Origin of the sequence: Pseudomonas sp. NPDC085632 (genome assembly GCF_044541255.1) — a bacterium.
Lineage (GTDB): Bacteria > Pseudomonadota > Gammaproteobacteria > Pseudomonadales > Pseudomonadaceae > Aquipseudomonas.
This window is the reverse complement of the sequence record NZ_JBITSX010000056.1, coordinates 1-14130: the sequence shown is the minus strand read 5'-3', so window position 1 is coordinate 14130 and position 14130 is coordinate 1. Positions and strand designations below refer to the sequence as shown.

The window sequence follows — 14130 nt, the reverse complement described above, 5'->3', positions numbered from 1 at the left end:
TATTGGCGTTTTCTGCCATAGGGGGCACCCTTCGGTTCAGTTGTCCTTTTTATACTCCGCGCCCGGTGTGATCACCTGCACGCTCATGCGCGGCGTTGCCAAGTCGAGTCCTGCTTCGTCCAGGTGACGTTTGAGCGACAGGTTGAAGGCCCGCGAAACTTCCCACTGTTTGATCGGCGCGGTCTTGAACCGTGCGCGCAGAATCGCGCTGCCGGACTCGAAACTCTCGACACCCTGAATCTCCAGCGGCGACCAGATATTGCGCCGCTGCAGCGGGTCGGTGCGCATCTTCTGGCCGACTTCGCGCATCAGTTTGATCGCGTCATCGATCTCCATGTTGTACGGCACCGCCACACGGAAGATCGCGTAGCCGAACTCCCGTGAGTAGTTCTTGATGCTTTTGATTTCGCTGAACGGGATGGTGTGAACGATGCCGTCGATGTCGCGCAGGCGCACGGTGCGGATGGTCAAGCCTTCGACGGTGCCGAGGTGGCCGCCGACGTCGACGTAGTCATCGATGGCCAGCGAGTCTTCGATGATGATGAACAGGCCGGTGATCAGGTCAGCGACCAGCGACTGCGCACCGAAACCGATGGCCAGACCGATCACACCGGCACCGGCCAGCAGTGGCGTGACGTTCATGCCCATGTTCGCCAGCGCGACGATCAACGCGATGATGAAAATCGCCACGAACAGCACGTTGCGGATCAGCGGCATCATCGTTTGTGCGCGGGCATTCGCCAGGCCTTTGCGAGAACGGGTGAGGGCGTGGTGCACGGCGGTGTCGGCGAGGATCCAGATCAACCAGGAGAAAATCAGTGTGCCGATCAGGCTGAACAGTTTGACGCTGACATCGTGCCCTTCGCCCTCGGCGAAACCGATCAGCGACTGGCCCCAGACGCGCAGGCCGAGTTCGATAAAGACCAGCCAGACCACCAGGTGCGCGAGAGTGTAGAAAAAGCTTTTCAGGCGTTCGGAGTAGAGCGCATGGCGTTTCGGCCCGCGTTGCGGTTTGAGTGAATGACGGCGCACGAGGCCGTTGATCACCATGCACAACACCAGCAATACGGTGCAGATCAGCGACTGGCGCAAGGCGGTGCTGGTGTCGCCGGCGGAAACGAAGGTGGCGAACAGCGAGATACCGACCAGCACCAGCGCCGGCACGTACCAGAAGGTGCCAAGGATTTCGATGGTGTCGCTGAGGGCGCGGCGGGTCAGGCGTCGGGACAGCGGCTGGTTGCGGATCAGATGCGCGATCGGTCGACGGAAACGCAGGATGAACAGACCGGTCGACAATGCCGCGAGGACGTTGGCGATAGTCGCGGCGGTGTGGGCCAGATGCACGCCCAGGCTCTCGATCAGGCGCGGATCATTCAGCGCTTCACCGAACGCGGCGAAGCTGCCGATCAGCCACAGCGGCCGGAACGCCTGATGACGCAGGATGTACAGCGCTCGATGGCGGTGCGGGCCATCGAGCAGGGAAAACGCGATCACGCAGATCGCCGAGAAACAGGTGCCGACCACCAGCGCATAGGCCAGCACCATCGCCAGGCTTTTACCCAGTGACGACGGCAGCGCGTAGCTCATGTAAACGGTCATCACCAAAGCAATCAGCCACGGCCCGAGCTTGCGTAATGCAAAGCGCAGCATGTCGAGGGCCTTGGGGTGTTGCGGCAGTTCTTCGGTGAGGCCGAAGCGCATGCGCACCCGATGGCCGAGCCAGATCAGCGCGGCAGCGAGCAGGCTCCACACCGCGAGGATCATGGCGAAGCCGAAGATGATCGGCAGCCACTCGTTGGCCGGCAGCATCATCGCGCTCAGTTCGTCCTTGGCCAGATCGAACTCACTGCCCCAGCGGTTGAGCGGACTGTCGGCGCCGGTGAATTGTTTTTCGAAATTGGCGAGGGTCCCGCCGATCAGGCCGAGCACGCCTTCTTCGGGGCTGGCCTGAGCCTTTTTGGTGGCGTCGCGCAGCTTCTTCAGGTCGGTCAGCAACTGTGCGCGTTGCTTGTCGTTTTCCAGCGACTTGATGACTTCGTCGAGGGACTGGCCGAGCGGCTCCTGCGCCTCGGGCTGCGCTTTGTTGGTGTTGAGCAGACCGGGCAAACCGACCGCGTGGGCGGGGGCCAGCGGCAGCAGCGTCATCAGGCAGACGAGGAACAGACTGGGCAAAGCAAAAAGACGAGCGAACACTAGGCGGTCAACCTCGCAAGGGGCGGATTCGCTGGAGTGTACGAGGCCCACCCATTCAATGCGAGCCGGGCGCGGATTTATTCGTTGAGTTTGGCGAGGATCTTGTAGACCACGGTAGCGAGGATCATCAGCATGCCGACCCACATGGCAAACACACCGGCGTTCTTGTCACGGAAGTTGAAACCGATCGCCAGCAGGAGCATTCCGCACAGGATGGGAATGAGCATGGCGTGGAACGAAGACATCGAGATCATGGAGACTGCCTTGTCGAAATGAATGATGTAAGTCTAGGTCGGTTTCTGCCGGCCGGTATTGATCTGAGTAGGAGCTGCCGAAGGCTGCGAACTTTTGATTTTGTTTTTAAGATCAAAAGATCGCAGCCTTCGGCAGCTCCTACATGGAACAAGTGGTCCCGAATGGTTACGGCAACTCGCGGCAGGCGTAGAACGCGCTCAGCACTTTGACCAGATGCGCCAGGTCATGGCTGCCGCACAGTTCGCGGATCGAGTGCATGGCGAAAGTCGGCAGGCCGATATCGACAGTACGCACACCGAGGTGGCTGGCGGTGATCGGGCCGATGGTCGAGCCACAGCCCATATCGCTGCGCACCACGAAACTTTGCACTGGCACTTCTTCGGCCATGCACAGATGGCGGAAGAACCCAGCGGTTTCGCTGTTGGTGGCGTAGCGCTGGTTGCTGTTGACCTTGATCACCGGGCCGGCATTGAGTTTCGGGCCGTGGTTGGCGTCGTGCTTTTCTGCGTAGTTGGGGTGCACGCCGTGGGCGTTGTCGGCCGAGACCAGCAGGGATTTCTGGATGGTGCGGACGAACTCGTCACCTTCCGGCAGCAGGCGGCGCAGGGTCTGTTCGAGCATCGGGCCATCGGCGCCGCAGGCCGAGCAGGAGCCGACTTCTTCGTGATCGTTGCACACCAGCACGCAGGTTTCGTCGGTTTCGGCGGTGAGCAAGGCTTGCAGGCCGGCGTAGCACGACAACAGGTTGTCGAGGCGCGCGCCAGCGATGAAGTCACCGTTCAGGCCGATGACCGCAGCACTTTGCGTGTCGTAGAAACTCAGCTCGTAATCGAGCACGACGTCGGCGTTCAAGCCGTGTTCGCGGGCCAGTTGATCAGTCAGCACGGCGCGGAAGTCGACGCGCTCGTCACCGGCAAATTGCGCGAGGATCGGCGGCAGCTCGGTCTGCGCGTTGATCGCCCAGCCCTGATTGGCTTCACGGTTGAGGTGAATGGCCAGGTTGGGAATGATCGCGATCGGTGCCTTGAAGTCGATCAATTGGCTTTCGACTTTGCCGTCGCGGCGGAAGGTCACGCGGCCGGCCAGCGACAGGTCGCGGTCGAACCACGGTGCGAGCAGCGCGCCGCCGTAAACTTCAACGCCCAGTTGCCAGAAGCCCTGACGCTGCAGTTCCGGTTGCGGCTTGACCCGCAGGCACGGGCTGTCGGTGTGCGCGCCGACCAGGCGAATGCCGCCGTGCAGTGGCGAAGTGCGGCCCATTTTGATCGCGACGATCGAGGAGTCGTTACGGGTGACGTAATAGCGGCCGTTCGGCTCGGTGGTCCATGGCTCGCGCTCGTCGAGGCGCACGTAACCGGCGGCCTCCAGACGCTGAACCAGACTGGCAGTAGCGTGGAACGGGGTAGGGGAGGCCTTGAGGAAGTCGATCAGGCCTTGGTTCAACTCTTCGCGCATAAGAAACTCCAGACAGCAATGGGCGGGAGTTTAACGCATCGGCCGGGGAATTGAATCTGCACCCGAACCCTTGTGGGAGCGAGCCTGCTCGCGAAAGCGGTTTCACATTCAGCATTGATGTTGACTGATCAATCGCTTTCGCGAGCAGGCTCGCTCCCACAGGGGGGCAGTGTGGTCTGTCAGAACGGCGCAGGGCACTCGAAGCGCAGGCGTTCGCCGGTTTGCGGGTGGGTGAAGCTGAGCATGCTCGCGTGCAGGCACAGGCGTGGCCATGCTGCCAGCGCCTGTTCGTGGGCGTAGAGCCCGTCGCCGAGCAGCGGATGCCCGATCGACAGCATGTGCACGCGCAACTGGTGCGAACGACCAGTGATCGGTGTCAGCTCAACGCGACACCAGTCGCCACAACGCTCCAGCACGCGCCAGAAGGTCAGCGCGTGCTTGCCGAATTCATGGTCGACCACGTGGCGCGGTTTGGTCGGCGGGTCATAACGCAATGGCAAGTCGATGCTGCCGCTGTCGAGTTCCGGCTGACCCCAGGCCAACGCGGTGTAGGCCTTTTCGGTTTCGCGGTCGTGAAACTGCCGCGACAGTTCGCGATGCGTGTCGGCGTCACGGGCGAGCAAAATGATGCCGGAGGTTTCCCAGTCCAGGCGATGGACGATGCGCGCTTCCGGGTAGCCGTTTTCCTGCAAACGGGTAATCAGGCAATCCTTGTTGTCGTCAGCGCGACCGGGCACCGAGAGCAGCAACGTCGGTTTGTTCACCACCAGTACGGCGGCGTCCTGATGGATGATGTGGATGTTGGACAGCGGCATTAAAACAGCCTCGTAACAAATGCCAACGGCGGTTCAGGGCCATTCCCGCATGGGGATGGCCCTGAACCGCCGTCGTTCCTGCCGGATCGACTCAGCGATCAGGCAGGGTGATGTTGAGTTCCAGAATCGAGCAACTGCCCTGGCTTTCCAGTGCAACATGTACGTCGTCGTTGCCGATGTTGACGTACTTGCGGATCACGTCGACCAGTTCCTTCTGCAAGGCTGGCAGGTAATCCGGCGTGCTGCGCTGGCCGCGCTCATGCGCCACGATGATCTGTAGACGCTCTTTCGCTACCGAGGCGGTACTTGGCTTTTTGTTGGCACGAAAGAAGTCAAAAAGGTTCATTACCTACCTCCAAACAGGCGCTCGAAGAATCCCTTCTTCTCGACATCGAGGAAACGGTGGGCTTTTTCTTTGCCCAGCAAACGGTCGACGGTATCGCTGTAAGCCTGACCGGCATCGCTCTGGTCGTCGAGAATCACCGGGACGCCCTGGTTGGAGGCTTTAAGCACCGCCTGGGATTCCGGGATCACGCCGAGCAGGGTGACCGAGAGGATTTCCTTGACGTCTTCAACGCCAAGCATCTCGCCCTTTTCAACACGCTCTGGATGGTAGCGAGTGATCAGCAAGTGTTCCTTGATCGGGTCTTCGCCACGTTCGGCGCGACGCGATTTGCTCGCCAGCAGGCCGAGCATGCGGTCCGAATCTCGTACCGAAGACACTTCCGGGTTGGTCACGACGATCGCTTCGTCAGCGAAGTACATGGCCAGGTGTGCACCTTTCTCGATGCCGGCCGGGGAGTCGCAGACGACGAACTCGAATTGTTCCTTGAGCTCCATCAGCACTTTTTCCACGCCTTCGACAGTCAGCGCGTCTTTGTCGCGGGTTTGACTGGCGGCCAGTACGTAGAGGTTTTCCAGACGCTTGTCTTTGATCAATGCCTGTTGCAGGTTGGCTTCGCCGTTGACCACGTTGACGAAGTCATACACCACGCGGCGCTCGCAACCCATGATCAGGTCAAGGTTACGCAAGCCCACGTCGAAGTCGACGATCACTGTTTTGTGGCCGCGCAGAGCGAGGCCGGTACCGATAGCGGCGCTGGTGGTGGTCTTACCCACACCACCCTTGCCGGATGTAACCACGAGAATCTTGGCCAAGGTGTTTCACCCCTAAGGAAGAAGGACTTTTTAGCCCCTGAAAAACATCTCTTGAAAACTACTGCAGTCGGACAGCCTTGGCTGGAATTCGGCGTTGAGCCTTTTTCCTACTTCGTTTGAGCCGTTTTCGCTACGTTTTAGAGATGCTTGGAAAATGCGGCAGTATCCGTTAAAGCCGAATGATGTTCAACACGTCGCCCGACAGGCTGACCTGTACGCCCGAGCCCCACATTGGGTCGCGGCGCAAATCTTCGGAAACCTTGTAATGACCGGCGATGGAGATCAGTTCAGCGCTCAATTGCTGACAGAAAATCCGTGCCTTGGTATCACCCTTCACGCCGGCCAGCGCCCGACCGCGCATCGGGCCGTATACATGGATGTTGCCATCGGCGAGAAGTTCCGCCCCCGGACTGACCGAAGACACCACGACCAGATCGCCACCCTGGGCGTATATCTGTTGGCCACCACGTACTGGCGTGGTGATGACACGGGTCGGTTTGACGGTGGGCTCAGGTGGCTTTTCCGGCTTCTTTTTGACTTCGGCTTCCGGCGTTTCCAGCGGTCGCTCACGGGCGCCCGACGGCGGCAACACCGGAATGTCGATGGCGATGGCGGCGGCGATGTCTTCGATGCGGCTGGCGCGAATCGCCAGGGTGCGCAGCCCATGTTGGCGGCAGACGCGCATCAGCCCCGGCAGATCGACGGCGCCTTCGCTCGGCGGCAGTTTGTCCAGCGCCAGAACCAGCGGCGCGTTGCTGAAGAAGTTCGGCGCCTGGGCGACTTTGGCGGCCAATTGCCGATCGAGGCTTTCGAGGTCGTTACGGGCCAGTTCCAGCACAGTAATGGCCAGCATGCTGCCCTTGAGCTGGAATACGGGATCTTGGTCTAACGGTTCGGTTTGGCTCATGTCGGCATACAACGGCTTGTCACTAAAAGTGCCGAGACTTATAACGAGAACGCCCGCGGGCCGCAAGCCGGGTCGAACGATGTAGAATGCGCGGCCACTGTATTTACGGAAGCTTTAATGGATCGCCCGCGTTTTCGAAAAGCATTTTTATCGCCACGCTTCTGGCCGCTCTGGTGCGGTCTGGGGCTTTTGTGGCTGATCGTGCAGTTGCCGTACCCGGCCTTGCTGACCATCGGTCGAGTTTTGGGCGCCTTGATGTATCGCGTGGCCGGCGACCGGCGGCGCATCGCCAAGCGCAATCTTGAACTGTGCTTCCCGGAAAAGTCCGCGGCCGAGCGCAAACGTCTGCTCAAGGAAAACTTTGCCTCCACCGGCATCGCTTTTTTTGAAATGGCCATGAGCTGGTGGTGGTCGCGCGAGCGTCTGGCCAGGCTGGCACACGTTGAAGGCCTGGAGCATTTGCAAAAGGCCCGGCGCGAAGGCAAAGGCGTGATTCTGATGGCGGCGCATTTCACCACGCTGGAAATCGGCGCGGCGTTGCTCGGTCAGCAGCACACCATCGACGGCATGTACCGCGAACACAAAAATCCGCTGTTCGACTTCGTTCAACGCCAGGGCCGTGAGCGGCACAACCTCGACTCGCTGGCGGTGGAGCGTGACGACGTGCGCGGCATGCTCAAGTTGCTGCGTTCCGGTCGTGCGATCTGGTACGCACCGGATCAGGATTATGGCGCCAAGCAGAGCATCTTTGTGCCGTTGTTCGGCATTCAGGCGGCGACCGTGACGGCGACGACCAAATTCGCCCGTCTCGGCAAGGCGTTGGTGGTGCCGTTTACCCAAGAACGTCTGGCCGACGGCAGCGGTTATCGCTTGGTGATTCACCCGCCGCTGGAAGATTTCCCCGGCGAAACCGAAGAAGCCGACTGCATCCGCATCAATCAGTGGGTCGAGAGCGCCTTGCGTGCCTGCCCCGAGCAGTATCTGTGGGCGCACCGTCGCTTCAAGAGTCGCCCACCGGGCGAGCCGAAGCTGTACGCCAAACGCGGTTGATTCACCCATCCTTTCAAGCACCATGGAGTGTTGCGATGAGCCCAGCTGAACCGGTCACAGGTTTGATTCTTTCCGGCGGCGGGGCTCGGGCGGCGTATCAGGTGGGGGTGCTGGCGGCGATTGCCGAGTTGCTGCCGTTGGGCGCGGACAATCCGTTTCCGGTGATCGTCGGCACCTCGGCCGGGGCGATCAACGCGGTCAGCCTCGCCAGTGGCGCTACGGACTTTCGCGCCGCCATCGAACGTCTCACCTTGTTCTGGCAGGGCTTTCGCAGCCATCGCGTGCTGCGCAGTGACTGGCCCGGGGTTATCCGTCAGGCCAGCCGCTTTGTCAGCCACAGCTTGCTCGGCGTGGGGCGACAATTGCCGGTGGCGCTGCTCAACAGTTCGCCGCTGCGCGATCTGCTCAATGAAAAACTGCACATGCCCGGCATCGCCGAATCCATCGCGCGCAAGCAATTGCATGCGGTGGCGGTGACCGCGTTCGGCTACGAATCAGGACAAGCGGTGACGTTCTATCAGGGCGGCGGCACCATTGATTCGTGGTTGCGGCATCGGCGCATCGGGGTGCCGACGCAATTGTCGGTGGATCACTTGCTGGCCAGTTCGGCGATTCCGTTGCTGTTCGCGCCGGTGAAAATCGGCGATGAATATTTTGGCGACGGTGCGGTGCGGCAATCAGCGCCGATCAGTCCGGCGTTGCACCTGGGCGCCAGTCGGGTGCTGGTGGTCGGTGTCAGCGGCAACCCGCGCGGCATTGATCCGCAGCAGCCGCTGGAGCGCGCTTACACGGGGCAGCAGCCGACACTCGCGCAGATCGGCGGGCACATGCTCAACAGCACGTTTATTGACAGCCTGGAAAGCGACATCGAGTTGCTGCAGCGTCTCAACCAGTTCAGCCACTTGATGCCTGCCGGAACGCCGACCCGTGAGTTAGGAGTGGCGCCGGTGGAGGTGCTGGTGATTTCGCCGAGTCAGCCGATCGATGAGATCGCGGCGCGGCATCGCCAGGAATTGCCGGCGGCGTTGCGCTTGTTTCTGCGTGGGCCGGGAGCGACGAAGACGAGTGGGGCGGGGGTGTTGAGTTATCTGCTGTTCGAGGCGGGGTATTGCAGCGAGTTGATTGATTTGGGGCGGCGCGATGCGTTGGCCAAGCGAGAGGAGCTGTGCCGGTTTTTGGGATTGCCATTTTAAAACAAAAGATCGCAGCCTTCGGCAGCTCCTGCATTGGAATGCGCTATCCCTGTAGGAGCTGGCGAAGCCTGCGATCTTTTGATTGTTATCAGAAGTGGAACTTCACCAGGAAGCTCGTGGTGCTCTGATTGGTCTTGAACGCACCAGTGTCGTCGATGCCGTACTTGTCTTTCCAGTAGTCGTATTCCACACCGACATACAACTGCTTCTCGCCAAAACTCAGCGCCTTGCCCAAGTCATATTTGATCTGTGGGTTGAAGTGCAGGTTGGCGTGGTAATCGCCTTTTGAGTTGGAGTCGTTGTCGGTGACCCAGTCCATGAAGCCGTCGATCAGGATGTCCGACTTGCCAACCGGGATGGTGTAGGACCAGACCGGGGTGATCTGCCAGACGTTGTCACCGGCGCGAGCGCCCTGGGTGTGACGCTGGTAGAAGTTCAACTGGAAGTAGTCGAAGCCCGGAATCGCCAGGTCGAAGCCTGGGCCGATCAGGTACGACTCGGTGTCGCCTTCGCCGAATTCGTAAGTCATCGCCACCAGGACGTCTTTGATCGGGCCGAACTCTATCTTCTGGTCGAGCACCTTGCCCAGCGAGATGCGCGGGCTGAACTCACCGTAGTAGGTGTTCGGACCGTTGCTGAAGTCCTTGCCACCGTTGTAGAAAATCTTGTCGAGGAAGAAGAAGTTGTCGCCGTACGTCCACGCATCGGCGTGCTCGAAGGTGACGGTCTGCTGGATGCGCGGGTTGACCTGGAAGTCCTTGCCATACAGATAGGTCAGGCTGTTGTTCTGCCACTGCAGCAGGCCCTCGGCCATGGCCTGGCCGCCGGCCAACATCGATCCCGCGAGCATCAGGCTGGTGCACATACGTTTCATTCGGTTGCTCCCAAAGTAGGTGTTCCACGTTTATTTTTTTAAGATCGGCGCTCTGGTGTGGCGCCTTTTTTCGTTGTTGCAAAAGTCATCCAAACGGTCAGCTTTGCTGCTTGTGGCAAGCGATATAGCAAGAGCTGGGCCAAGGCTTTCGAAAAGCCAAAAAACGCCCTCTCGGCTGCTGAAAAACAGTCGATTGAGCGTGTTTTCGGGATGCCTCGGTACTGACCGGGGCCGGGATAAGTTGGCCCGTCGGTCAGGAATTAAATCCGGGCTTTTTTTTAGACCGAATTCAGGTGGCCGCGGAGAATACTGACTCAACGGCCAGGTCTCAAGTGCCCCGCAACAGAGCACCGACGACAGGCATGGGGCACGGTTGCGGGCCATCTTAAAAGTGCACCTTGACCAGCAGGCTGGCGGTGTTTTGATTGGTGTCGAAGTTGTGCGTGTTTTCGACGCCGTATTTATTTTTCCAATAGCTGTATTCGGTGCCGACATACAGTTGCTTGTGGCTCCAGCCCAAGGCTTTGCCCAAGTCATATTTGATCTGCGGATTGATGTGCAGGTTGGCGTGGTAGGTGCCGCGTGAGTTCTCATCGTTGTCGACCACCCAATCGAGGTAGCCGTCGATCAGCACATCGGAGTTGCCCAGGGGAAAGCTGTAGGACCAGCCGGGGGTGATCTGCCAGACGCCGTCGCCGGGGCGCGGGCCTTCGGTCTGGCGGCGGAAGATGTTCAGCGTGACGTAGTTGAAGCCGGGCACCTTGAGGTCGAAACCGGGGCCGATCAGATAGGCCTCGCTGTCGCCTTCGCCGTATTCGTACGTCATCGCCAGCAACACGTCCTTGATCGGGCCAAATTCGAGCTTCTGGTCGAAGATCTTGCCGAACGAGAAGCGCGGGGTGAATTCACCGTAGAAGGCGTGGGGGCCTTTGTTCGCGTCTTCTTTGCCGTTGTAGAAGATCTTGTCGACGAACAGGAAGTTGTCGCCGTACTTCCATTTGTCGGCGTGCTCGAAGGTCAGCGTTTGCTGGATCGACGGGTTGATCGCGAAGTTCTTGCCGTACAGATAGCTGAGGCTGTTGGTCTGCCATAGCAGTAGATCGCCGGCCATGGCCTGACTCGCGGCCAGCAGGCCGCCACTCAACAGAACGTTGGTTTGCGTGCGAATCATCTGTTGCTCCCTCTTGTTTTTATTGTTGAGGCGCAGAGCTGTTGCTTGCCCCTGTGGGAGCGAGCCTGCTCGCGAAGGGGGGTGTCAGTCGCCATCACTGTTGAATGACACACCGCTTTCGCGAGCAGGCTCGCTCCCACAGGGTTTTGTGGTGACTCCATCAGTGCTGGTGCGCGTGGCAGTCGTTGATCGCTGCGCGCTCTTTACCGCCGAGAATGTTGAACAGCAGGTTCAGCGTCAGCGCGCTGAGGGTCGCCATGGCGATGCCGCTGTGGGTAATCGGGCTCATCCACAGCGGCAGGTGCGCGAAGAACTCGGGGCGTACCACCGGGATCAGGCCCATGCCGATGCTCACCGCCACCAGCAACTGATTGCGACGGTCACCGATGTCGGCTTCCTGGAGAATCTTGATGCCGGTGGCCGCGACCATGCCGAACATCGCAATCGCTGCACCGCCCAATACGGCTGGCGGAATCGAGGCGACGAGGAATGCGGCTTTCGGCAACAGGCTCAACACGATCAGCAAGCCACCGGCAACGATGGTCACCGAGCGGCAGCGCACGCCGGTCATCTGCACCAGACCGATGTTCTGCGCGAAAGAGGAGTGAGTAAACGTGTTGAAGAAACCCGCCACGAACGAGGCGCCGGCATCACACAGCAAGCCGCGACGCAGCATGCGTGGGCAGACTTCCTGGCCGGTGATTTTGCCCAGCGCGAGGAACATCCCGGTGGATTCTACAAAGATGATCACCACTACCAGGCACATCGACAGGATGGGTGCCAGTTCGAATTTCGGCATACCGAAATGCAGCGGGGTGACGAACTGAACCCACGGCGCGTTGGCCATGCCGCTCAGGTCGACCATGCCGATCGCGCCGCACAGGATGTAGCCGAAGCACATGCCGATCAACACGGAAATATTCACCCAGAAACCGCGCATGAATCGGTGGATCAGCAGGATGGTGCCCAACACCAGAGCGGCGATGGCCAGATAAATCGGTGAGCCGAATTGCGCAGCGGCGGCGCCGCCACCGGCCCAATTCACGGCCACGGGGAACAGCGATAAACCGATCGAGGTGATGACCGTGCCGGTCACCAGAGGCGGGAAGAAGCGTACGACCTTGGACATGAACGGCGCGATGAGCATGCCGAAGAACCCGGCGGCGATCGTTGCGCCGAAGATGCCTTGCAGGCCGATACCGGGCATGCCGGCCATGGCGACCATGCTGCCGACCGCAGCGAAACTGGCGCCCATCATCACCGGCATGCGAATGCCCATCGGGCCGATGCCTAAGGATTGCACAATGGTGGCGATACCGGCGACCAGCAGGTCGGCGTTGATCAGGAAGGCAATTTCTTCACGACTCAGGCCAGCGGCCTGTCCAATGATCAGCGGCACCGCGATGGCACCACCGTACATCAGCAGAACATGTTGCAAACCGACCAGGATCAGTTGCAAAAGGGGCAATCGCTGAATGGCGGGTGCGTCGGGGATGCGCGCTTTGGACAGCTCGGACATGCAACACCTCGGATCTTTTTATTCTTGTGATTAACAGCTGCCGGGTTGCTCACAGCTGTTTCTTTGCATCAGGTAAAACGCGTTGCGGCCAATCGCTGGCAAGCCAGCTCCCACACAGGCAGTGCAAAACCCTGTGGGAGCTGGCTTGCCAGCGATGCTTTTAACGATTAGTTGGTCTGTGCTCCCTGGGCGATCCATGCACCGATCAGGTCACGTTCCTGCTGGGTCATCTGAGTGATGTTGCCCAGTGGCATGATCTGCGTGGTGATGGCTTGCGCCTGGATGCGTGCCGCGTTCTGGCGGATCTGCTCAGGGGTGTCGAACATCACACCGGCAGGCGCCGCACTGAACAGCGGGCTGGTTGGCTTGGCCGAGTGGCAAACCGCGCAGCGTTCCTGGATCACTGTGTGCACTTTGTCGAAACCCGGGCCGGCATTCGACGCCTGTGCCGGTGCTGCGGGTGCTTCTGCGGGTGCAGCAGGGGCCGCCGCTTCAGCCGGTTTCGCGCCACCGCCCAGTGCCGTTTCCGGCAACGGTTGGTACTCGATTTTGGCGGGTGCCTTGGCCACTTCCGGCGCGGTCGACATCGGTGCAGGACCGGTGACGTACGCCAGGGTGATCATGCCCACGGCTGCAACCGGCAGAGTCCAGGCAAACTTGTGGCTGTCGTGACGGGTGTTGAAGTAGTGACGCACCAACACCGCCAACACGGCGATCCCGGCCAGGATCAACCAGTTGTACTGGCTGCCATAGGTGCTCGGGAAGTGGTTGCTGATCATGATGAACAGCACCGGCAGGGTGAAGTAGTTGTTGTGACGCGAACGCAGCAAGCCTTTGGCCGGCAGCGCCGGGTCCGGCGTGCGGTTTTCGGCAATCGCCGCCACCAGTGCCCGTTGCGCCGGCATGATGATGCGGAACACGTTACCGACCATGATGGTGCCGATGATCGCGCCGACGTGCAGGTACGCACCACGACCGCTGAACACTTTGCTGAAGCCATACGCCGCGCCGATGATCAGCACGAACAGGATGAAGCCGAGCAGAGCAGGGCGTTTGCCCAGGGCCGAGTCGCACAGGAAGGAGTAGATGAACCAGCCGAGGAACAGCGAGCCGATACCGATGGCCACGCCTTCAGGGCCGCTCAGGGTGCTGCCCGGAGCCAGCAGGTAGAGCGTTGGATTGGAGTAGAACACCACGCACAGCAGCGCGATCCCCGACATCCAGGTGAAGTAGGCTTCCCACTTGAACCAATGCAGGTTGTCCGGCATTGCCGGCGGGGCCAGTTTGTATTTTTCCAGGTGATAGATACCGCCACCGTGGATCGCCCACAGGTCACCGGCCAGGCCGGTTTTCGGGTTGACGCGGTTGAGGTTGTTCTCCAGCCAGACGAAGTAGAACGACGCGCCGATCCAGGCCACGCCAGTAATCATGTGAACCCAGCGCACGCTCAGGTTCAGCCATTCCAACAGATGTGCTTCCACAGTCTTTACCTCTCGCCTGTCACTCTTGTTGTCTAGTGATCAGACCTTCTATTTTTGTT

Annotated in this window: 13 protein-coding genes; 2 read left to right on the top strand and 11 right to left on the bottom strand. The window is 60.1% G+C overall.

From position 1 onward, the window contains the following. Window positions 1-36 precede the first annotated feature (36 nt). The 7 genes from ACIF4X_RS25500 to minC form a co-directional block, all read right to left on the bottom strand. Window positions 37-2193: a mechanosensitive ion channel domain-containing protein gene (locus tag ACIF4X_RS25500; RefSeq protein WP_397484202.1), complete on the bottom strand. Its 2157-nt coding sequence runs from the start codon at window positions 2191-2193 to the stop codon at window positions 37-39. 77 nt (window positions 2194-2270) lie between these two features. Then, a complete protein-coding gene (locus tag ACIF4X_RS25495; RefSeq protein WP_397484201.1) occupies window positions 2271-2447 on the bottom strand; it encodes a hypothetical protein in 177 nt (58 codons plus the stop codon). A 166-nt stretch (window positions 2448-2613) separates the two neighbouring features. Beyond that, entirely contained in the window at window positions 2614-3903 is a 1290-nt protein-coding gene (locus tag ACIF4X_RS25490) for a M18 family aminopeptidase (protein ID WP_034151767.1), read from the bottom strand. Window positions 3904-4082: 179 nt separating this feature from the next. After that, the gene (locus tag ACIF4X_RS25485) at window positions 4083-4718 is read right to left on the bottom strand and encodes an RluA family pseudouridine synthase (RefSeq protein ID WP_034151766.1); all 636 of its coding nucleotides are present in this window, start codon (window positions 4716-4718) and stop codon (window positions 4083-4085) included. Window positions 4719-4809: 91 nt separating this feature from the next. Continuing rightward, window positions 4810-5064 (bottom strand): cell division topological specificity factor MinE, encoded by a 255-nt coding sequence (gene minE, locus ACIF4X_RS25480; RefSeq protein WP_003223146.1) that lies wholly within the window; start codon window positions 5062-5064, stop codon window positions 4810-4812. Further along, window positions 5064-5876 carry a septum site-determining protein MinD gene (minD, locus tag ACIF4X_RS25475; protein WP_007913953.1) on the bottom strand — a complete coding sequence of 271 codons (813 nt, stop codon included), beginning with the start codon at window positions 5874-5876 and terminating at the stop codon, window positions 5064-5066. Before minD ends, minE begins: the two co-directional genes overlap by 1 nt. A gap of 169 nt (window positions 5877-6045) precedes the next feature. After that, a complete protein-coding gene (gene minC / locus ACIF4X_RS25470; protein WP_026000431.1) occupies window positions 6046-6783 on the bottom strand; it encodes a septum site-determining protein MinC in 738 nt (245 codons plus the stop codon). A gap of 117 nt (window positions 6784-6900) precedes the next feature. Between minC and ACIF4X_RS25465 the strand changes: the two genes are divergently transcribed. Next, window positions 6901-7833: a lipid A biosynthesis lauroyl acyltransferase gene (locus tag ACIF4X_RS25465; RefSeq protein ID WP_397484200.1), complete on the top strand. Its 933-nt coding sequence runs from the start codon at window positions 6901-6903 to the stop codon at window positions 7831-7833. 35 nt (window positions 7834-7868) lie between these two features. Then, a complete protein-coding gene (locus ACIF4X_RS25460; protein ID WP_397484199.1) occupies window positions 7869-9026 on the top strand; it encodes a patatin-like phospholipase family protein in 1158 nt (385 codons plus the stop codon). Between the two features lie 88 nt (window positions 9027-9114). On the opposite strand, the gene ACIF4X_RS25455 is transcribed toward ACIF4X_RS25460, so the two are convergent. The 4 genes from ACIF4X_RS25455 to ACIF4X_RS25440 form a co-directional block, all read right to left on the bottom strand. Further along, complete coding sequence (locus tag ACIF4X_RS25455) at window positions 9115-9900, bottom strand: outer membrane protein OmpK (RefSeq protein ID WP_397484198.1); 786 nt, start codon at window positions 9898-9900, stop codon at window positions 9115-9117. 385 nt (window positions 9901-10285) lie between these two features. Beyond that, a complete protein-coding gene (locus ACIF4X_RS25450; protein ID WP_016982869.1) occupies window positions 10286-11071 on the bottom strand; it encodes an outer membrane protein OmpK in 786 nt (261 codons plus the stop codon). Window positions 11072-11231: 160 nt separating this feature from the next. Next, window positions 11232-12590 carry a nucleobase:cation symporter-2 family protein gene (locus tag ACIF4X_RS25445; RefSeq protein WP_397484197.1) on the bottom strand — a complete coding sequence of 453 codons (1359 nt, stop codon included), beginning with the start codon at window positions 12588-12590 and terminating at the stop codon, window positions 11232-11234. 167 nt (window positions 12591-12757) lie between these two features. After that, window positions 12758-14071 (bottom strand): urate hydroxylase PuuD, encoded by a 1314-nt coding sequence (locus ACIF4X_RS25440; RefSeq protein ID WP_397484196.1) that lies wholly within the window; start codon window positions 14069-14071, stop codon window positions 12758-12760. Window positions 14072-14130 lie beyond the last annotated feature (59 nt).